This window comes from Dolichospermum sp. UHCC 0315A (assembly GCF_008121535.1).
Taxonomy (GTDB): domain Bacteria; phylum Cyanobacteriota; class Cyanobacteriia; order Cyanobacteriales; family Nostocaceae; genus Dolichospermum; species Dolichospermum lemmermannii.
This window is the reverse complement of sequence record NZ_CP043056.1, coordinates 3,696,801-3,715,059: the sequence shown is the minus strand read 5'-3', so window position 1 is coordinate 3,715,059 and position 18,259 is coordinate 3,696,801. Positions and strand designations below refer to the sequence as shown.

Annotated in this window: 20 protein-coding genes; 6 read left to right on the top strand and 14 right to left on the bottom strand. The window is 38.1% G+C overall.

From position 1 onward, the window contains the following. Positions 1 to 58: 58 nt before the first annotated feature. The 8 genes from BMF77_RS17780 to BMF77_RS17745 all read right to left on the bottom strand — a co-directional run bounded on the left by BMF77_RS17780 (position 59) and on the right by BMF77_RS17745 (position 6,768). Positions 59 to 826, bottom strand: coding sequence for an MBL fold metallo-hydrolase (locus BMF77_RS17780; protein WP_148764653.1), 768 nt, complete (start codon positions 824 to 826; stop codon positions 59 to 61). Positions 827 to 838: 12 nt separating this feature from the next. Further along, positions 839 to 1,426, bottom strand: coding sequence for an aminodeoxychorismate/anthranilate synthase component II (locus tag BMF77_RS17775; RefSeq protein ID WP_148764651.1), 588 nt, complete (start codon positions 1,424 to 1,426; stop codon positions 839 to 841). A 74-nt stretch (positions 1,427 to 1,500) separates the two neighbouring features. Continuing rightward, on the bottom strand, positions 1,501 to 1,956 hold the full coding sequence (locus tag BMF77_RS17770) for a diacylglycerol kinase family protein (RefSeq protein ID WP_148764649.1): 456 nt from the start codon (positions 1,954 to 1,956) through the stop codon (positions 1,501 to 1,503). 81 nt (positions 1,957 to 2,037) lie between these two features. Continuing rightward, positions 2,038 to 2,460 (bottom strand): four helix bundle protein, encoded by a 423-nt coding sequence (locus BMF77_RS17765; RefSeq protein ID WP_210422222.1) that lies wholly within the window; start codon positions 2,458 to 2,460, stop codon positions 2,038 to 2,040. Between the two features lie 183 nt (positions 2,461 to 2,643). After that, entirely contained in the window at positions 2,644 to 3,144 is a 501-nt protein-coding gene (gene ybeY, locus BMF77_RS17760) for an rRNA maturation RNase YbeY (protein WP_148764647.1), read from the bottom strand. 13 nt (positions 3,145 to 3,157) lie between these two features. Beyond that, entirely contained in the window at positions 3,158 to 3,313 is a 156-nt protein-coding gene (locus BMF77_RS17755; RefSeq protein ID WP_148764645.1) for a DUF3285 domain-containing protein, read from the bottom strand. 144 nt (positions 3,314 to 3,457) lie between these two features. After that, positions 3,458 to 4,571, bottom strand: a protein-coding gene (gene prfB, locus BMF77_RS17750) for a peptide chain release factor 2 (protein ID WP_148764643.1) whose coding sequence is annotated in 2 segments (ribosomal slippage) — positions 3,458 to 4,498 and positions 4,500 to 4,571 — 1,113 coding nt in all. Because the reading frame shifts where the segments join, the coding sequence is not laid out codon by codon here. A 127-nt stretch (positions 4,572 to 4,698) separates the two neighbouring features. After that, on the bottom strand, positions 4,699 to 6,768 hold the full coding sequence (locus BMF77_RS17745) for a serine/threonine-protein kinase (RefSeq protein ID WP_148764641.1): 2,070 nt from the start codon (positions 6,766 to 6,768) through the stop codon (positions 4,699 to 4,701). 119 nt (positions 6,769 to 6,887) lie between these two features. Here BMF77_RS17745 and BMF77_RS17740 point away from each other — a divergent pair, with 119 nt between their 5' ends. The 6 genes from BMF77_RS17740 (at position 6,888) to BMF77_RS17715 (ending at position 12,854) form a co-directional block, all read left to right on the top strand. Beyond that, on the top strand, positions 6,888 to 7,589 hold the full coding sequence (locus BMF77_RS17740) for a rhomboid family intramembrane serine protease (RefSeq protein ID WP_148764639.1): 702 nt from the start codon (positions 6,888 to 6,890) through the stop codon (positions 7,587 to 7,589). 74 nt (positions 7,590 to 7,663) lie between these two features. Then, a complete protein-coding gene (gene thrB, locus BMF77_RS17735) occupies positions 7,664 to 8,578 on the top strand; it encodes a homoserine kinase (protein WP_148764637.1) in 915 nt (304 codons plus the stop codon). 225 nt (positions 8,579 to 8,803) lie between these two features. Then, the gene (locus BMF77_RS17730) at positions 8,804 to 9,253 is read left to right on the top strand and encodes a DUF29 domain-containing protein (RefSeq protein WP_053538169.1); all 450 of its coding nucleotides are present in this window, start codon (positions 8,804 to 8,806) and stop codon (positions 9,251 to 9,253) included. A 191-nt stretch (positions 9,254 to 9,444) separates the two neighbouring features. Then, a complete protein-coding gene (locus tag BMF77_RS17725; RefSeq protein WP_148764635.1) occupies positions 9,445 to 10,353 on the top strand; it encodes a GIY-YIG nuclease family protein in 909 nt (302 codons plus the stop codon). Positions 10,354 to 10,478: 125 nt separating this feature from the next. Beyond that, complete coding sequence (locus BMF77_RS17720; protein ID WP_148767061.1) at positions 10,479 to 10,991, top strand: hypothetical protein; 513 nt, start codon at positions 10,479 to 10,481, stop codon at positions 10,989 to 10,991. A 258-nt stretch (positions 10,992 to 11,249) separates the two neighbouring features. Next, positions 11,250 to 12,854 (top strand): NAD(P)H-quinone oxidoreductase subunit 4, encoded by a 1,605-nt coding sequence (locus tag BMF77_RS17715; protein WP_148767059.1) that lies wholly within the window; start codon positions 11,250 to 11,252, stop codon positions 12,852 to 12,854. Positions 12,855 to 12,940: 86 nt separating this feature from the next. Here BMF77_RS17715 and BMF77_RS17710 read toward each other — a convergent pair whose 3' ends face one another. From BMF77_RS17710 to BMF77_RS17685, 6 genes are all read right to left on the bottom strand, one after another. Further along, a complete protein-coding gene (locus BMF77_RS17710) occupies positions 12,941 to 13,309 on the bottom strand; it encodes a 2TM domain-containing protein (RefSeq protein ID WP_148764634.1) in 369 nt (122 codons plus the stop codon). A 348-nt stretch (positions 13,310 to 13,657) separates the two neighbouring features. Next, a complete protein-coding gene (locus BMF77_RS17705; RefSeq protein WP_148764632.1) occupies positions 13,658 to 14,746 on the bottom strand; it encodes an AI-2E family transporter in 1,089 nt (362 codons plus the stop codon). 88 nt (positions 14,747 to 14,834) lie between these two features. Next, the gene (locus tag BMF77_RS17700; RefSeq protein ID WP_148764630.1) at positions 14,835 to 15,026 is read right to left on the bottom strand and encodes a hypothetical protein; all 192 of its coding nucleotides are present in this window, start codon (positions 15,024 to 15,026) and stop codon (positions 14,835 to 14,837) included. 822 nt (positions 15,027 to 15,848) lie between these two features. Further along, positions 15,849 to 17,129: an SUMF1/EgtB/PvdO family nonheme iron enzyme gene (locus tag BMF77_RS29045; RefSeq protein ID WP_148764628.1), complete on the bottom strand. Its 1,281-nt coding sequence runs from the start codon at positions 17,127 to 17,129 to the stop codon at positions 15,849 to 15,851. A 52-nt stretch (positions 17,130 to 17,181) separates the two neighbouring features. Beyond that, complete coding sequence (locus BMF77_RS17690) at positions 17,182 to 17,679, bottom strand: hypothetical protein (RefSeq protein WP_148764626.1); 498 nt, start codon at positions 17,677 to 17,679, stop codon at positions 17,182 to 17,184. Positions 17,680 to 17,789: 110 nt separating this feature from the next. Then, positions 17,790 to 18,038: a class I SAM-dependent methyltransferase gene (locus BMF77_RS17685; RefSeq protein WP_148764624.1), complete on the bottom strand. Its 249-nt coding sequence runs from the start codon at positions 18,036 to 18,038 to the stop codon at positions 17,790 to 17,792. Between the last annotated feature and the right edge of the window lie 221 nt (positions 18,039 to 18,259).

Below are 18,259 nucleotides of genomic sequence, written 5' to 3'. Positions count from 1 at the left end.
TCGCTTTCCTAGAAATCAAAGATAGCGATCGCTTTTTAGTAGCGGGTTAGAATTGATATCAAAACTTATAACTCAAAACCTGAATTTCCGTATTTTCAGGCAAACTCTTAGAATTAATCGCTACAGAATCATTATTGCTGCGGCGAATATTAACACCCTGCATCAAAGTCAGAAAATCATCTACTGGGGTAATATCACACTCTTTAGCATCAGCGGCTTGAGTGCGGTAATGGGTGGGAATGACTAACTTAGGATTTAAGACTTTAATAGTTTGCTTTGCTTCTTCGGGATTATAAGCTTTAGCACTTCCTCCCACTGGTATAAATAGCACGTCGGGGCGACCCATGAGGATTTTTTGTTCTAGGGTAATCGGTGCAGCAGAACCCCCTAAGTGCAGCAGATTAATTCCCCCTTGGTTCAATTTCCAAGCCACATTTTTCCCAAATCGTTTTCCACTATTACGATCATGGTCTGTGGTAATTCCCTGAAACTTAACGCTGCGAAACTCATAGACACCGGGCTGATAAACTAATTTGGGATTTCCTGGTATTTTGTCTATTGCCCCTTCATCCAACAATTGACTACTAATTAATACCAAATCTGATGCAACTTTTGGGGGACGATATTTAGCTGTACAGCCTAAAGTAGTAAAGGGATTGATGAGAATTTTGACATTACCATTGGTTAATAAAAAGCAAGTATGTCCTAACCACTGAATTGATACACCACTAGATTGAGCATTTACTGGAACTGGATCAACCAAATTAGTCACTACAGCCGTCACTAAACCCGCCCCAGCATAGCCTATCAATTGTCGTCGTTTCATAAAATACTCGCTTTACAAAGTTCGCAGAAAATTTCTCAGTAATTCCTTACCCAAAGCAGTTAGGACACTCTCTGGATGAAATTGGACTCCTTGAATGTGAGGATAGTTCCGGTGTCTCACGCCCATAATTGTGCCGTCTTCTACCCAAGCCGTAATTTCCAATACTTCTGGGCAAGTTTCGCGCTCAATAACTAAACTATGATATCTGGTAGCGGTTAAAGGATTTTCTAAACCTTGAAAAATTCCGATGCCTGTGTGCGATACCAAAGAGGTTTTTCCGTGCATCAATTCTGGGGCGGAAACAATTTTACCTCCGAAAACCTGGCCAATACTTTGATGTCCTAAGCACACGCCTAGAATTGGGAGTTTATCTCCTAATTGGGCGATCGCATTCAGGGAAACTCCCGCATCATCTGGACGACCAGGACCAGGGGAAATCACCACTGCATCGGGGTTTAATACCCTAATTTCATCTACAGTAATCTTATCGTTCCGCACCACTTGCAGGTCATTGGCAACTGGGAAATCTACTGCTAATTCTCCCAGGTATTGTACCAAGTTATACGTAAAGCTATCGTAATTATCAATGACTAATATCACAATTTTTACCTAATTTCATTTAAAAATATCAAAGATGTTCCCTGAAAACGTCTCTACTATTCACAATCTACCATTTAAAAAGTAGACAGAATTAATGTTGTTAAAGGAGGCAATATTAGTGTAGAGGCAATCAATAATGCGACTAAAGCTGAGACAAGTACAGCACCAGCAGCGCAGTCTTTAGCAACTTTTGCCAACTCATGATAAGACTGTTTTACCGTTAGATCTACAATTGACTCAATAGCAGTATTGACTAACTCTAAGGTTAAAACTAAACCGCTGGTAACAGCAATTATGGATACTTTCACTGTCTCTAACCGTAAAAATACACTTAAGCCAATCGCTAAAGCGCAGACGGCTACATGAATCCGAAAATTCCGTTGAGTCTGAAAAGCGTAAGTAATTCCAGCCCAAGCATACTTAAAACTAACAAATAAATTAGAGGCAATTTGCCAGGAAAGTTCCCTATCTTTGGACACAAGCGTTGGTAAGCTATTATTGGTTGGTGATGACGAAACTTTTGGGGACATAGACAAAAGAATGTAGGGGATGTGGGGGATGTGGGGAGTTGGGGATGTGGGGGAGTTGGGGAAGATTAATATTTATGGTGTTTATTTATGGTTTTTATGATTCATTAACCAGCGTGATGGGTTATTGATCATAGTCACTAAACCAGATAAAACTTGATTATAATTACCATAAAGTTTACGTCCTGTTTCAATATCTAAATAATTACACTTAACTGTAAATTCTATCCATGTTTGAGTTTCAGCAGATTCAGCCTCACAATCATTTAATTTAGCAACAAAAGCAGCCTCATAACGACGTTTCCGCCAAGCTTCTGCCATATTCGCACAAACAGAACGAGAAGAACGACGAATTTGATCTGTTAGAGAATATCTTTCTTCAACAGGAAATTTTTTTGATAACTCAAAAATTTTCATTGCTGCTTCAAAAGCAATTTGATAAATTCCCAAATCTCTATAAAATTTAACCATTGATATTGAGTTTGATTCGTCTAAGTTACCAATCATCTTCTTTCTCACCTCCTTTACTCTTTTACTCTTCACTCCCTACTCCCTCTACCTTCCCTACTCCCTCTACCTTCCCTACTCCCTCTACCTCCCCCACCTAGATCAACTGTGAGGGCATTATAGGCTATTTTAAATATCTCAACTATAAAGTTATTACCAAAATTCGCAATTGTCACCATACATTTACGACTCTAAGTTAATAATAATACCTATTTTCTTCAGTAATACAACTTGTTCGGTTAACATTTCCATCAAACTCTCTTCGTCAGGATGATCCCAACCTAACAAGTGTAGTAAACCATGCGCCGTTAACCAAGCCAACTCTGTAGATAAGCTATGTTCCTGCTGTTCTGCCTGACGTTGTGCCGTGTCTATAGAGACAATTATATCACCTAAATACAAAGGCATAGAAACCAGCATTTCTTCGCTTTGTGGTAAATCGGCTTCTAGAGATGCAAAGGCTAAGACATCTGTGGGTTTATCCTGTTGACGATATTGGGAATTGAGAGTTTGAATTTCTGTATCGGTTGTCAACCGCAAACTGACTTCGTAACTAGGTGCAGTTGGTAAATAATCTTCAAGAATTTCTAACCATTGCTCAAACCAATTTTCCCAAGTTGCGGAAGGAATTGGGGAAGAGTCATAAAAACAATTTTCTAAATATAACTCTACCTGTAGAGACACGAGTTTTCCTCTCTTAGCGGGTAAGATATGCTAAACCCACGAGGACAGATAATAGTCCTACAGCAGTTAAGGCAAAGTGTTTGAGGGAAGTGCCGCCTTTTCTGACCATGTTTCGCATGGCGAGTTTGACATAGCTGGGTTGAGGTTCTGAATCTGGGGTTTTGTCCATAATTAATTGATCATCAATTCTTTTATCACTGTAACCGATTGTGGAGGAATGGGAGTTACACTTCTTAATTTTGTTTCGCGCAAAGGTGCAAAGGAGCAAAGGCGCAAAGGAAGAAAGGAGAAATTTTCTCCCCTCTTTTCCCTATTATGCGTCAACTATCTGGTTTTCTTGTCTGAGATAGGCTTGAATAAACATATCGAGTTCTCCATTCATGACATCGGTAATGGCTGTGGTTTCGATGTTTGTCCGCAGGTCTTTCACCATTTGGTAAGGGTGAAATACATAGTTACGGATTTGATTACCCCAGGAAGCTTCGACCATATCACCGCGAATTTCGGCAATTTCTTGGGCGCGTTGTTCTTTGGCAATGATTAACAGTTTGGCTTTGAGACGGGCGAGTGCTTTTTCTTTGTTTTGTAGTTGGGAACGTTCTTCTGTACACCGGACTGCTAGACCGGTGGGCAGGTGAACTATGCGGACTGCGGTTTCTACTTTGTTGACGTTTTGCCCACCTTTACCGCCAGAACGGGTGGTGCTAATATCTAAATCTTTCTCTGGTATGTCTAATTTGACGGTGTTATCTATTTGCGGCATGACTTCGATGCCGGCAAAGCTGGTTTGCCGTTTGCCGTTAGCGTTGAAGGGGGAAATTCTCACGAGACGGTGAGTCCCCATTTCGGAACGCAAGTAACCATAGGCATAGCGTCCGGTGATTTCTAGGGTGACTGATTTGATTCCCGCTTCTTCACCTTTTGATTCTTCGGCTAGGGTGACTTTATAACCATGATCTTCTGCCCACCGGGTATACATCCGCATGAGCATAAATGCCCAGTCTTGTGCGTCTGTGCCACCAGCACCGGCGTTAATTGTCAGGACTGCGCCTTTATCGTCGTAAGTGCCGGAAAGGAGTTGTTGTAGTTCCCATTGGTCTAGGTCATGATTGAGTTTGCTAATGGTAGATTCCGCTTCTTCCAATAGTGCTGTGTCGGTTTCTAGTTCTAATAGCTCAACTACTACTCTGGTATCGTCTAAGTTGGCGTGCCATTTGTAATATTGATCTAAATGGGATTTTAGATCATTGAGTTCTTGCAGGGTGTTTTGTGCTTGGGTTTGGTCTTCCCAAAATTCTGTTTGGGCGGATATTTGTTCTAAGTCGTGAATTTTGGCTTTGAGTGCGGGTACGTCAAAGATAGTCCTGGGTTTTACCCAGGCGGCTAGACAATGTTTCGATTTCGCGTTTTAGTTCTAATACGTCCATAAGTGGTGTTGCTGATTAATTAAGATAATTTTTTTCAGGCTTCGCCCCGCTTCGCTAACACGCAGAGGCGAAGAGGCGCGAAGAGAAGGAGTTTTCGGAATGGAATCATTTTATCCGAAATCAGGGATCAGAAGTTGATGGGGAATTTTGGGGTGTTTTGGGCTTTTTTCCGGGCTTCTATGGCTTGTTGGTAGTCTGGTTTATATTCTATGGCTTTGTCGTAGGAGGCGATCGCTTGTTGGTATTGTTGCAAATTTAACCAAGCGTTGCCTTTACTGTACCAACTTTCATAATGATTGGGTTTATAACGGGTGGCTTTATTATAGGAGGCGATCGCTTCTTGATATTTTTGTAAGTTATATTGTGTATTCCCTAAATTATACCATACTAAATAATCATTGCTTTTTAAACTAATAGCTTTTTTGTAAGATTCTATTGCTTCTCCATAGCGTTTAACTTGATGTAATGCCCAACCTCGATTATACCAAGCTTGATATTGTTGAGGATTGGTTTTAATTACTTGGGTAAAGGAATCAATTGCTTCTGAGTATCTGCGTAATGTCATTAATATATTACTTCTTGATAACCAAGCTGCGGAGTTATTTTGATTATACTGCACGGCTTGATCATAAGCTTGTAAAGCAAATTCATAACGATTTAAATTAACCAAGCAATTACCTAAATTGTACCAAGCTGATTCATGATCAGGTTTTAATTCTACAGTTTTTTTATAAGCTGTAATTGCTTCTTCATATTGTTTAAGATTTTGGAATGCTAATCCTTTTTTGTACCATAATTCAGGATTATCAGCTTGGAAATTAATTGCTTGTTCATAAGCTTTAATTGCATCATTGTATTGGCTGATTTTTATGAAGATATCACCTTTAAGTTGCCAAATTTGGGGTTCATCATTTTTTAGTTGTAAAGCTTTATCTACAGTGGCAATTGCTTCTGAATAACGTTTTAGTCTGACTAAAACAAAACCTCGATTAGTCCAAGCTTCTAAATAATTGGGTTGAATTTGAATGGCTTGATCATAAGCTATTAAAGATTCTTGATATTTCTTTAATTGAAATAATGCTTTACCTTGTCCATATAAAGCTTGAGGATAATCAGGTTTGATATCTATGGCTTTTTCGTAAGTTGCTAAAGCTTCTTGATAGCGTTGTAATTGAATCAGAGTATTACCCTGATTATATAATTCTATAGCGTTTTTACTATTCAGGCGATTGAGCATAAATATTGCGCCGAAACTACCAATACCTAAAATGAATATTCCTAATAGCAATTTCCAAAATATCCCTTTTGTCTTTTGGGGATTTTTCACTTGATTTGGTAAAGTAGCAGGAGAAATAATTATTGTTCCCGATGTATTTTTATTTAATTCTTGTAAAGCTTGTAATGCTATTGTTGCTGAAGCATAACGTTGGCGAAAATCATAACAGATCATTTGATTTAAAAATTGGGCAAATTCTGGAGATACAGTGGCGAAATTTTGCCAAATAATTTCATTAGTTTCAACATCTTTCTCTAATTGATCTGGTGATAATCCTGTTAAAGCTTGAATAGCAATAATTCCCAAAGCATAGATATCACTGCTAAATTTTGGTGTTCCTTGTGCTTGTTCTCCAGGAGTATAACCGGGTGTACCAATAGCAACAGTAGATTTGGTAATGTCTGGAGAATTTACTAATTTTGTCGTAATTTGTTTGACTGCACCAAAATCAATTAAAATTAATTTATTATCTTGTTCTCGTCTGAGAATATTCCGAGGATTGACATCACGATGAATTACCTTTTGTTGATGGACAAAATCCAAAATTTCTAAAATTTCTTGTAATAAAGACATTACCTGATTTTGAGTAAAGATGACACCAGGTTTGAATTCTTGACTGAGATCATTACCAATAATTAGTTCCTGAACCAGATAAAATTCGGCATTTTCTTCAAAGTAGGCTAAAAGTTGCGGAATGCGATCATGATTTCCTAATTTATATAAAACTTGGGCTTCTGTGTCAAATAACCTCCGAGCTATTTCTAAAGTGGTAATATCAGTAGATTGAGGTTTGAGTTTCTTGACTACACACTGGGGTGAGCCTGGTAATTGAGTATCATTAGCAACATAAGTTTCACCAAATCCGCCACCTCCCAGGTAATTGGTGATTTGGTATCTGCCTACAAGGGTGTTTCCTAGCATTTCCTGAGCCTATTTGAATATTGTGTTACATTATGATAATCTTGCCACACAAAAATGAGGAGATGGAAAAAAATATTAATTAGTAGTTAAAAATTAGTAATTCAAATGTTAAAATCAAGATGATTCCTATAGATGATAATATTCGCAGTTGGCAAAAGCCTATTATTAATTATTGGTTGATTGGGATTAATGTAGTCATATTTCTCTGGGAAATAAAATTAGAGTGGAGTAATGAATTAGGAAATTTAATTAATAATTGGGGAATTATTCCATCTCAAATAAATATCTCAATTGCTAACGCTTTTTTTTACAATTCTGCGGCTTGGGTAATTGTATTTTGGCGGCTACTTTCTTTACCTGTATCCCTGTTTCTCCATGGCAGTTTTAGCCAAATCTTAGGAAATATGCTGTTTCTGTGGGTATTTGGAAAAACGGTGGAAAGTATTTTAGGACATAAACAATATTTACTACTTTATTTAACTGCTGGCTTTTTTTCTGGTATAGTCCAAATTATTTTATCCTCCGATTTAACAATACCAATTATCGGTGCTAATGCAGCTATTGCATCTATTTTAGGTGCATATTTGATCAAGTTTCCCCAGGCAAAAATATATTCGGTTTTGACTTTATTGGTTTTGTATATCCCTGTGGAAGTTCCAGCTATTTTATATTTATTTTGGTGGTTTATCCAGCAGTCATTTTATGGCATAGGGAGTTTAAATATGACGGGTGGTAGTTCCTTCTCTAGTGTGAGTTATTGGGGACAATTTGCGGCTTTAGTGACGGGTGCGGCTTTTATGAAAATTAGACAAAGGCTTTAGGTAATTATAATCCTGATGATAGCAAAAAACCTGTAAGATGGGATTGTTCATATTGGAATTTTAAATTAACTTCAATGTCTGTAGTTTCTAGCATTACTGTTAAAGTTCCCGCGACGACGGCGAATTTGGGACCGGGGTTTGATTGTATAGGTGCAGCTTTAAAGCTGTATAACGAATTTAAGTTTACTATTCTTGATGCAGGTGAGTTAATTATTCAAGTCTCTGGTTCGGAAGCCGCAAAGGTACAAACTGATGAGAGTAATCTTTTATATCAGGCGTTTGTCAAGTTATACCAATATATAGAAAAAACACCACCAGTGGTGAAAATAGAAATTAATTTGGGTGTACCTTTAGCGCGAGGTTTGGGTAGTTCTGCGACTGCTATTGTCGGGGGGTTAGTTGCTGCCAATGAGTTGGCTGGTTCACCGTTGTCTGAGTTACAGGTAATGGAATTAGCGATCGCAATGGAAGGACATCCTGATAATGTAGTACCAGCGTTGTTAGGTGGTTGTCGTCTGGCTGCTACCAGCAAAAAAGGTTGGGAAGTTTGTGATATTCTCTGGCATCGAGATATAGTTCCAGTTGTAGCAATTCCTGATTTTGAGTTATCAACCTCAGAAGCGCGAAAGGTTGTCCCCACAGAAGTCAGTCGTGCTGATGCAATTTTCAATATTTCTCATTTGGGTTTATTGTTGCGCGGTTTAGCAACTAATCGAGAAGAATGGTTAATAGCCGCCTTGCAAGATAAATTACATCAACCCTATCGCCAAGCTTTAATTCCTGGTTATGATACTGTGAATGCGGCTGCTGTGGCTGCTGGTGCTTATGGCATGGTAATTAGTGGTGCAGGCCCCACACTTTTGGCTTTAGTGGATATAAGTTATGCCAAATCCGTAGAAACAGCAATGGCAAATGCCTGGACTGCAATGGGTATGAACTCAATTGTGCGATCGCTTCCCCTGGATCGGCAAGGGGCGGTTATTTTGTAATAGATAATTACAAATGCAGCAACACCAAACATCTATAGCAATCCTATTTGAGTTGAGAACGTATCGGTGATAACGTAGTGTGACTTAAGTCATGGGAAGGGAACAGAAGTGTTCCCCTACTTTAAACATTTCATTTTGTTGATTAACATTAAATTATCGAGTCCGATGCACCTTACAATATATATTGATTGTATGTGTAATTTGTAAATAACAAAAGGTAAAGTTATGACAGTTATTACTAATTTGCAGCAGATCTATGAAACAGATGACCATTTATGGTTATTAGAAACTATTAAATTATTAAAACAAAGTCGTTTTGATGAGTTAGATTTAGAAAATTTAATTGAGGAGTTGGAATCATTGGCAAAAAGAGATAAGCATCAAGTTAAAAGCCTACTAGAACAAGTAATTAGACATCTTTTATTATTGCAGTTTTGGACACAAGAATATGACAGAAATAAAAATCATTGGCGTTCAGAAATTAGAAGTTTTCGAGTACAGTTAAAAGATAGATTAACATCTAATTTGTATAATTATTTGAATTCTATTTTTACAACTATTTATGAGGACGCTTTGGGTTATGTTCAAGAAAAAACAGGTTTTACTGTAAATTTTCCCGCAGAATGTCCTTATTCTTTGGAGGAAGTTCTTGATATTCATTATTTACCTAATTGATTAAGTCATTGTTTGTGTGATGTCTATGGAGTGTGAAGCGATTGTCACACACAACTAATTGACAAGTAATTAATGTATAAAATATCATTAGAGCGGATAAAACCGTGATATTATTAGATGCAATAGTGCCAGCACTTCGTAAGAATCGCTTATCGCTTAATTCAACTGTTTAGCTTTTTCGAGTAAATCTTATGTATACAAGTAAATATGGAAAAACAATAAAACTTTTCTTGATGGATTCAGATCCAGATGGAAGAATAGCCTGTGAACTATCTAATTGGACAGGAAAAGCTTACAGAATTCCTAGAGGCAAAGTAAAAGATTGCTCTGACAGAGAAGACCTTAGAAGCACTACAGTTTACTTATTGTTTGGAAAACCTGAGACATTGACTGATAAGGCTAAAGTATACATTGGTGAGGCTGAAAATGCTTATTCTAGACTTGTTGACCATGTATCAAAAAAAGAATTTTGGAATGAAGCAGTCGTATTTATTAGTAAGGATGATAACCTTAATAAAGCACATATAAAATACCTGGAGTCCAGATTGTTTGAAATGGCGAATATGGCATCTAGATATGATGTACAAAACAGCAATACTCCAACAAAAAGTTCTATTTCTGAATCTGACAAAGCAGAAATGGAAGAGTTTATTGAGTATATCAAAATCCTCATAAATACGATGGGCTTTAAAGTTTTTGATCCTCTTATAAAGCAAGAGCCAGTCAATAACAATGATGATGAGAACCTATACATAAATGCAGCTAGTGGTGCTAACGCAAAAGGTAAAAGAACATCAGATGGATTTGTTGTTTTTCGTAACTCTGAGATTGCGACTGAAACGGTAGAGTCTTATCGTGAAAGAGGACTTGACAAACTAAGGAATGAACTTATCAAGAATGAAATTATTGTTCAAGTAGATGACAAACTTGTTTTTAAATCCGATTGGTTGTTTAGTAGCCCATCAGCAGCAGCAAATGTAATAATGGGGCGTAGTGCAAACGGATTGAAGGAATGGAAAGATTCTTCCGGCAAAAAGTTACATGAAATTGAGAAGCAAGAAATATCAAAAGCTAACAAACAAATTCAGCCAACAACTTAATGCGATGGCGTAGCACTGCTGCAAGCAGAGTGCTGTTCTTGCCGTGACTATTTTGATTGTCAAGCGATCGCCCAGAAGAAGTAACAGCTTTTTCACTTACCCCCAATCATCATATATATATGGATATGGAAAAAATCCAGTCAGAAATAGCAGCACTGAAATCTCAAATTCAAGCACTCCAACAAGAACGCGCTGCACTGACTAATCATCATGTAGAATCGGGCGAAAACGACTCACCCCTAGCCATAGTTGCAGCTTACCGTCGTCAAGCCAGAGAAAACGTCCAACTATCCGCCGAACTTAAAGGCATAGACGATGCCCTATATTACCTAGAAAAGCAAATACAACAAAGAAAAGCCCATCTCAATCGGTATTTGCCCATGTCTATCCGCATCTCCCAACAACAAGAACAGCTAGAAGAAGCTAAAAAAATTGCTCAAATTCATGCCGAACGAGTTAACGAACTAGCATTAGAACTAGCTAAAGAAATTAAACTGCTAAAAACCTGCGCTGATGAACTTAGTCCCATGTATTGGCAAGTTTACTACAAACCTTTCATCACAGGCTTTAAGACAATTTCTGTCCCTTTCATCAGATCAGATGGAGAAGTATGGATGATTGTCAACCGTATTGTCTAAGAAACAGAGATAACTTTGATAAAAATTCAATTTATCCTCAAGCTGTTCATTATAACTAAAGACAGCGATATTAGTCGCTGTTTTTTTGTTGACGTTGCAAAAATTTACATTTAGAATGGACTCGCGGCATAATTTAGTAAGTATTTATGACTATCTGTCCTCCAAATTGGAAATCTTCATAAGAAATCGTTTACAGACGTAACGATTCCTTAATATAATGTAAACAAAAGCAAAACCAAAAACATATTGTCAACAGTGATGAATGCCATAGAAATTCCTTGGTTATCAGCCATAATCTTCCTGCCTTTAGTGGCAGCCCTCGCAATTCCCATCATTCCCGATAAAGAGGGTAAAACCGTCCGCTGGTACGGCTTGGGAGTGGCACTATTAGACTTTGCATTCATGACTTTTGCCCTGTGGCAGAGTTACGACTTTCAAAGTTCAGCCCTGCAAATGACAGAAAGCTATCCTTGGATACCCCAACTTGGCTTGAACTGGTCGCTAGGCATTGATGGTTTATCAATGCCCCTGATACTTCTAACGGGCTTCATTAACACACTCGCAGTATTCGCGGCTTGGAAAGTAACCACCAAGCCGCGTTTATTTTATGCGTTGATGTTGATTATGTACAGCGCTCAGTTAGGTGTATTCCTCTCCCAGGACTTGTTAATGTTCTTCTTGATGTGGGAAGTAGAGTTAGTACCCGTTTACTTGCTAATTGCCATCTGGGGAGGTGCAAACCGCCGTTACGCAGCTACCAAATTTATTATCTATACCGCCGCAGCATCTATATTTATACTGGTAGCTGGTTTTGCAATGGCCTTCTATGGTGATAACTTCACCTTCAACATGACCGAATTGGGAATGAAAGAATATCCCAAAACCTTAGAACTAGCACTATATGCAGGTTTCTTAATCGCTTACGGTGTCAAACTACCAATTTTCCCGTTACATACATGGTTGCCTGATGCTCATGGTGAAGCATCTGCACCCGGTTCAATGATTTTAGCCGGTGTCTTGTTAAAGATGGGTGGTTATGCCCTAATTCGCTTCAACGTAGAGATGTTAACTGATGCTCATGTTGCCTTTGCGCCAGTTTTAGCGATTTTAGGTGTAGTTAATATTGTTTACGGCGCTTGTTGTGCCTTTGCTCAAACCAATCTCAAACGCCGTTTGGCCTACTCTTCAATTGCCCACATGGGGTTTGTGTTAATTGGCATTGCATCTTATACAGAAATCGGGATTAGCGGTGCTGTATTACAAATGGTTTCTCACGGTTTAATTGCTGCTAGTTTATTCTTCCTTTCTGGTGTAACTTACGAACGTACCCACACCTTAGTAATGGATAAAATGGGCGGTATAGCTAAAGTAATGCCCAGAACTTTCGCTCTCTTTACTATCGGTTCAATGGCTTCTCTGGCTTTACCCGGTATGAGTGGTTTTGTCGGTGAATTGATGGTGTTCTTAGGTTTTGCTACTAGCGATGTTTACAGTTCTAGCTTCAAAATTGTAGTCATCTTTCTATCAGCAGTTGGCGTGATTTTGACACCCATTTATTTACTTTCCATGTTGCGTCAAGTTTTCTACGGTAATCAACATCAAGACTTACATTTAGATGCTGTAGTTCTTGATATTAAGCCTCGTGAATTGTTTATCACCGCTTGCTTGTTAATTCCCATCATTGGTATTGGTTTTTATCCTAAGATGATCACACAAGCTTATGATGTGAAAACATTGGAAGTTGCGGCTCATGCTCGTCAAGTCTTACCAGTTGTTGCTCGTCAACAACCTACAAATTTGTACTCGCAAATTTTCACCGCACCAACATTAGCTAATTCTGAAATAGTGAATATAGTTGAGTAATTATCAAGCCCAAAAAGACGCTGTAGTAAATCTTAAATTAAAAGGGGATAAGATCCCCGGCTTCTTCAAGAAGTCGGGGATCTCTTTTAGGTATTACTAATATAAACCTTCATTCCATGCAATAATAAACCTAATCCCCATCCTAATATGGGATAAATTGCCCAAAAATATCCAGGACTTACCACCAGATTTAACAGCACTAAAAAACCATTAATTGCTATAAAAGCAAATAGGTGTGATTTGAATCCTTTCCGTTGTTGACTATTAGACATTTGCTCTTGTTTCACTTCTATATTATTTTTTAACCATTCTTGTTCCGCAGCTTGTAGCGACTCTGAAGAAACACCTAATTCTGAGGCTATTTCTATAATTTGTTCTCTTGTATATTCTCCCTGTTGCTTTCGTCTAAAAGCTACTTCAAGAATCTGCTGCATTTCCTCTGAGTTGTAAGTCATTATCAATACCTAAAATGGTAAAAAATACTTTTGAGAGTTACTTTTGAAACGGTAGCTACACAATCATTAAAAATATATGTGCCTACGAATTGCGTAGAAACACATTTTATATCTGAAAAATAATTGATGTCGTAATTAACAGCACAAATATAGATGAAATTAAAATTAAAAAATAAATCATTCCTTAGATAGTGTTTTTTCTTCTATTTCTGAGAAAAAATGAAGTTTGTAATACTACAATTATAATTTTATTTATACTTTTAACAAGTATAAAATATTCAAAAATTGAAAATCTGATCAGAAGTAAATGTATTTATGAATTTATTTATACAAAAGTACCCTCCTAAACTATTCCACTTCATCATTGATATCTGAATACTTCTCCACTATCACTAATTCGGTATTATCTTCTGCATAATTACCCCATTTATCTAACACGTCTTTAACCAATATTTCTTGCACCCAAATTCTGAAAACAACCGTTAAAGGAAGTGCTAAAAATAATCCTAAAAATCCAAAAAATGTCACAAAAAATAACTGAGAAATTAAAGTAACTGCTGGTAGTAAAGATACTTGATGTGCCATAACTACAGGTGTGATAAAATTGCTCTCAGCCTGTTGAATAAAAAAGTAGAGAACAAAAACAGCAACAGCTTTCCAGGGATTATCCAAAAGAGCGATCGCCATTGCTGGGACTACACTCATAGTCGGACCCAAATTAGGAATTAAATTCATAAATCCGGCTAACACACCCAAAGCCAATGCAGCCTTCACCCCTAAAATTGATAAACCCACCAAACTCATCAACCCAACTACAAAAACTCCAATAGAAGCACCAGTCACCCATCCCTCTAAAGAAACTTCGCACTGTTCTAAAATTCCCACCACCCGTCGCCGATAAAAAGAGGGAAATATGCGAACAAATACTTTTTGATAAGCATCAGGATTAACTAAAAACATTCCTGTTAAAACCAGGACTAATAAAATTTTGAGAACAACTTCTAAAGATCCAGAAACAAAAGCAAAAGAGTTACCTAATAGGCGATTAAATAGTGGTTGAGCTTGTGCAATTAAACTATTAAGATCCGGTATATAGGGTAATAATTGTGCAGGAATATGAGTTCTTTGGACATCAATCCAACTATTAAACCGCCCAAATCCTTGGGGAACTCGATAAGTGAGTTCATGAAATTGCTGGACAAAAGGTGGGACAATTAACCAGAAAAAACAGACAACACCCGCAAAGAAAATCCCTACAGCTAATAAAACTGATAATCCTCGTTTTATTCCTAAACTTTGAAAGCGTCGCGCGAGACGATTTAAAGTCGTCGCTAAAACAACCGCCGCAAATATTAGCAGCAAAACGTCCCTAAGTTGCCACAATATGTATAAAGATATAACTAAAGCAATTAAGCCTATCCATTGACCAAGATTCACAAGCAAGACTCCCAGCTTGGTAAAATGCTTTTTGATGACAATGCAGTTAGATTAGCTGATTTTAGCAACACTGACTATATTTTTTCTGTTAATTTTGCTTTTGTCTTGGTATTCGCCACAGGAGAACAGTTACCATAATTATAGTTGGTAACAAAACCATAATTAACACATTTGTCACCGTTGCTGGAATCCCTAAAAACGGAGCAGCATATTTAATTAATACCGATAGCAAAGTCGAAAATAATAGCAGCTTCAGCAAAAATCCCAATTGATTTTCCATAACAGTGCGGGGAACACATAATTTTATAGGGTATATACCAAATAATAACTGAAAATAATAAATCTTTATCTCGTTCCTAGTAGTTTGTCAAGATAAAAATGATGGACTGTAGTGTGAGCGTCTCGCTCACGCGGGCAAGATTTTTATGGCATTAATTTCCTTTTTTGTTAAAGGTGAATTTAGCTGTTGAAAAAAAGGTGTAATCATAGAAGCATCTCTAGCACGAATTTCTATAAGAGGATGTTTTAAAAGTCATTCAACCTAAGAGGATGTTTTAAAAGTGGTATTGCGTAATTTTCATCACATTGCTACCCCCCTTTCCCCTTGTAAAGGGGGGAAACAATAAAAATCCAGTTCCCTCCCCTTTACAAGGGGAGGGTTAGGGTGGGGTAAAAAATATTTGATACATCAACCATAACTTTTCAAACACCCTCTTAGAGGATGTTTTAAAAGTCATTCAACATCAGAGGATGTTTGAAAAGTTTTGAATGTATAGACTGACCCCTCTCCAAACCTCTCCCCTGCAAGGGGAGAGGCTTTAAAACCCCCATTCCCTTGCAGGGAAGGGGGGTAGGGGGGTTAGGTTTTTGGAGATTACGGGTTTGATATAATACTTTTCAAACAACCTCTAAGAGACAGGGGGAAGTGACAGACTATTGATAATTGGGACATACCACTTGACTAAATCGAAAGTTTCCTATATCATAGAGAGACAACCCATCAATCATTCCCGAAATCTAAATAAAATATTTTTGATCGCTCCACTCCGTTACGCTAGGGAAGTGAAAAGAATAAGAGCGCAGAGAGCAAAAGTGCAGAGTGCTAACAAGTCCTCGCCGCACCACTACATACAACCCGAAAACCAATAGTGAGGTTGCAGTAGCCGAGAAGGTAGCTGTAGCGAAAAGCAGAACGGCAATTCCCAGGATTGAGGTCCCACGAACCACCGCGCAGCAGTTTACGTTGACTGCTTAGACTTGTCCAAGCACTGCCATCGGTAGGCGCGTTTATATAGTTTTCATGCCACCCATCCTCACACCATTCCCACACATTCCCACACATATCATATAAACCAAAAGGGTTGGCGGGAAAAATTCCTACCTCTGTGGTTTTTTCTCGATATTGTCCTTTTTGTCCCTGCCCGTAAGTGTAGTTACCATTATAATTAGCTAAATCTGTAGAAATTGTTTCCCCACAATAAAACGGGGTAGTAGTTCCTCCACGACAAGCATATTCCCACTCAGCTTCACTAGGCAAACGATAGGTTTTATTTGCCATTCGGGAAAGTCTGTCACAAAATTCTCGAGCATCATTCCATGATACACACTCAACAGGCAGATTATCACCTTTAAAATAAGATGGATCGGATTTTAAATCAATGTTAACCTTTCCTAGTGCAGCTACAGCCCGCCATTGTTTTTGAGTAACTGGATATTTACCCATGAAAAATGGGGGAACAGTAACTTGATGTTGTGGACTTTGATAAGAACTATAACCTTGCTCATTTTCTGGAGAACCCATTTTGAAAGTTCCTCCAGGAATAGCCACCATTTCTAAAGTTACACCATTTCGCAGGTTTTGTGTAAAATATTCTGCACTTTTAGAAAAGTAATTTAACGGCGTATTTCTTGTTACCGTTGATAGCAAATTTGTTGATATCTTAGCAGTTTGAAAGTCAAACTTCTTTATTGGAAATCCAAGTTTTTTGTGGGTTTGCTGGACAATATATTCAATTCCTTTGTTGCTACTAATGGACAGCCAATTCTTTATTCTCTCGTATTCTTTTGGATGCTCTCTTTTAATTTGTGGCAGATCTATACCATGCAAAATAGGCAGAATTTTATCACTTTCTAATATATTATCAAATTCCATAAAAGTCCATTCTTTGTGTTTAGCAAAGTAATTAGGACTAATTACGACCATTCCATACTGTGATTTTTTTAGACCTTCTGTAATTTTCCTATTTAATTCATCTCCCCACTCAATTTCTTGTTCGTCGTACCATACTCGATAGTTTTCATAAATTAATCTTTCATACAATGGTCTAGCAAATGTCTCTTTATCTTCAGACGCATGACTGAGAAATACATGATATTCACCCATAAATACTCCTTTTATTTCAATATTTAACTATTTTTAGAAAACCTTTACCATTTTACTCCTCCACACCAGCAATAATCGCCAAAGCTTTCGCATACTTTTCTAAATCACCTCGCAAAGCAACCAACTCGCTTCGCAACTTTCCTTCCTCAGACCAACTCACCTCATGTTCTTTAGCACTCACCCCTATAGGCCGTCTTGCTTCCCAAGCTTGTAAAATAGGATGCCATTTAGCTAAAAATGGTCGTAACCCATTATTCAACACCGCAATAGCAATACCCCCAACTGAGTTTTTAGAAGCACCCACATCAGGCCCAGCCGCTTTGAGAACTTCGCGGGTAGTTCCGAATAAACTATACAAAGAATTCAACGCTTCCCGCACTAACCCCTGGTCAACTTCTAAGGATTGCACAGCAACCCGTGTCACCAGTTCCACATACAACGACCAAGCGGCTTTCCGTTCTGTTGTGTCAGCCTCCCATTCCGCAGCACCAATACCAAAGGGAAGACTAATGGATACCTTTTTTAATTTTGCGGGATCTTGTTTAGGCATAAACAGCCATTTTAATAAAATTATTTATTCCATCTAAATTAAACCATACTGAACTTAGAAATAAAAGCAAGAGAATTTATAATTTGGGGAAATCTTGCTGTTTGAGCGAGTTACACGCACTTATTTAGACATCTCGTTCCCATGCTCTGCGTGGGAATGTAGTTAAGAGGCTCTGCCTCTATTGTACCTGGAGGTAGAACCTCCAAGATGACATTCCCAGTCAGAGACTGAGAACGAGAGTTTTCTGGCTTTGCGTCTACAGAAGCATCTGCAACAGGTAAATTAAAAGCATCTCCCGGACGAATTTCGACAAAGCCATCTCGTTCCCATGCTCTGCGTGGGAATGTAGTTATACTCAAAACGGCTTGATTGTTTGATTCTAAACGTAGGGGTTTAGCACTGCTAAACCCCTACACATCTGGGTTCTTTGTCATTTGGCAAAAGTTTAAATCTCACCCGTGTTTAGTATAAGAGGCTCTGCCTCTATTATACCTGGAGGTAGAACCTCTAAGATGGCATTCCCAGTCAGAGACTGGGAACGAGAGTTTTCTTGCTTTGCGTCTTTGCTCCTTTGCCTCTT

What these genes read in the sequence shown, in the direction of transcription:
- BMF77_RS17745 (WP_148764641.1), bottom strand. Translation starts at nt 6,768, where the DNA reads ATGCTAGGAAACACCCTTGTAGGCAGATACCAAATCACCAATTACCTG.
- BMF77_RS29045 (WP_148764628.1), bottom strand. Translation starts at nt 17,129, where the DNA reads ATGGGTGAATATCATGTATTTCTCAGTCATGCGTCTGAAGATAAAGAG.
- BMF77_RS17740 (WP_148764639.1), top strand. Translation starts at nt 6,888, where the DNA reads ATGATTCCTATAGATGATAATATTCGCAGTTGGCAAAAGCCTATTATT.
- BMF77_RS17765 (WP_210422222.1), bottom strand. Translation starts at nt 2,460, where the DNA reads ATGATTGGTAACTTAGACGAATCAAACTCAATATCAATGGTTAAATTT.
- BMF77_RS17755 (WP_148764645.1), bottom strand. Translation starts at nt 3,313, where the DNA reads ATGGACAAAACCCCAGATTCAGAACCTCAACCCAGCTATGTCAAACTC.
- BMF77_RS17730 (WP_053538169.1), top strand. Translation starts at nt 8,804, where the DNA reads ATGACAGTTATTACTAATTTGCAGCAGATCTATGAAACAGATGACCAT.
- thrB (WP_148764637.1), top strand. Translation starts at nt 7,664, where the DNA reads ATGTCTGTAGTTTCTAGCATTACTGTTAAAGTTCCCGCGACGACGGCG.
- BMF77_RS17690 (WP_148764626.1), bottom strand. Translation starts at nt 17,679, where the DNA reads ATGCCTAAACAAGATCCCGCAAAATTAAAAAAGGTATCCATTAGTCTT.
- BMF77_RS17770 (WP_148764649.1), bottom strand. Translation starts at nt 1,956, where the DNA reads ATGTCCCCAAAAGTTTCGTCATCACCAACCAATAATAGCTTACCAACG.
- BMF77_RS17725 (WP_148764635.1), top strand. Translation starts at nt 9,445, where the DNA reads ATGTATACAAGTAAATATGGAAAAACAATAAAACTTTTCTTGATGGAT.
- BMF77_RS17710 (WP_148764634.1), bottom strand. Translation starts at nt 13,309, where the DNA reads ATGACTTACAACTCAGAGGAAATGCAGCAGATTCTTGAAGTAGCTTTT.
- BMF77_RS17780 (WP_148764653.1), bottom strand. Translation starts at nt 826, where the DNA reads ATGAAACGACGACAATTGATAGGCTATGCTGGGGCGGGTTTAGTGACG.
- BMF77_RS17700 (WP_148764630.1), bottom strand. Translation starts at nt 15,026, where the DNA reads ATGGAAAATCAATTGGGATTTTTGCTGAAGCTGCTATTATTTTCGACT.
- BMF77_RS17715 (WP_148767059.1), top strand. Translation starts at nt 11,250, where the DNA reads ATGAATGCCATAGAAATTCCTTGGTTATCAGCCATAATCTTCCTGCCT.
- BMF77_RS17720 (WP_148767061.1), top strand. Translation starts at nt 10,479, where the DNA reads ATGGAAAAAATCCAGTCAGAAATAGCAGCACTGAAATCTCAAATTCAA.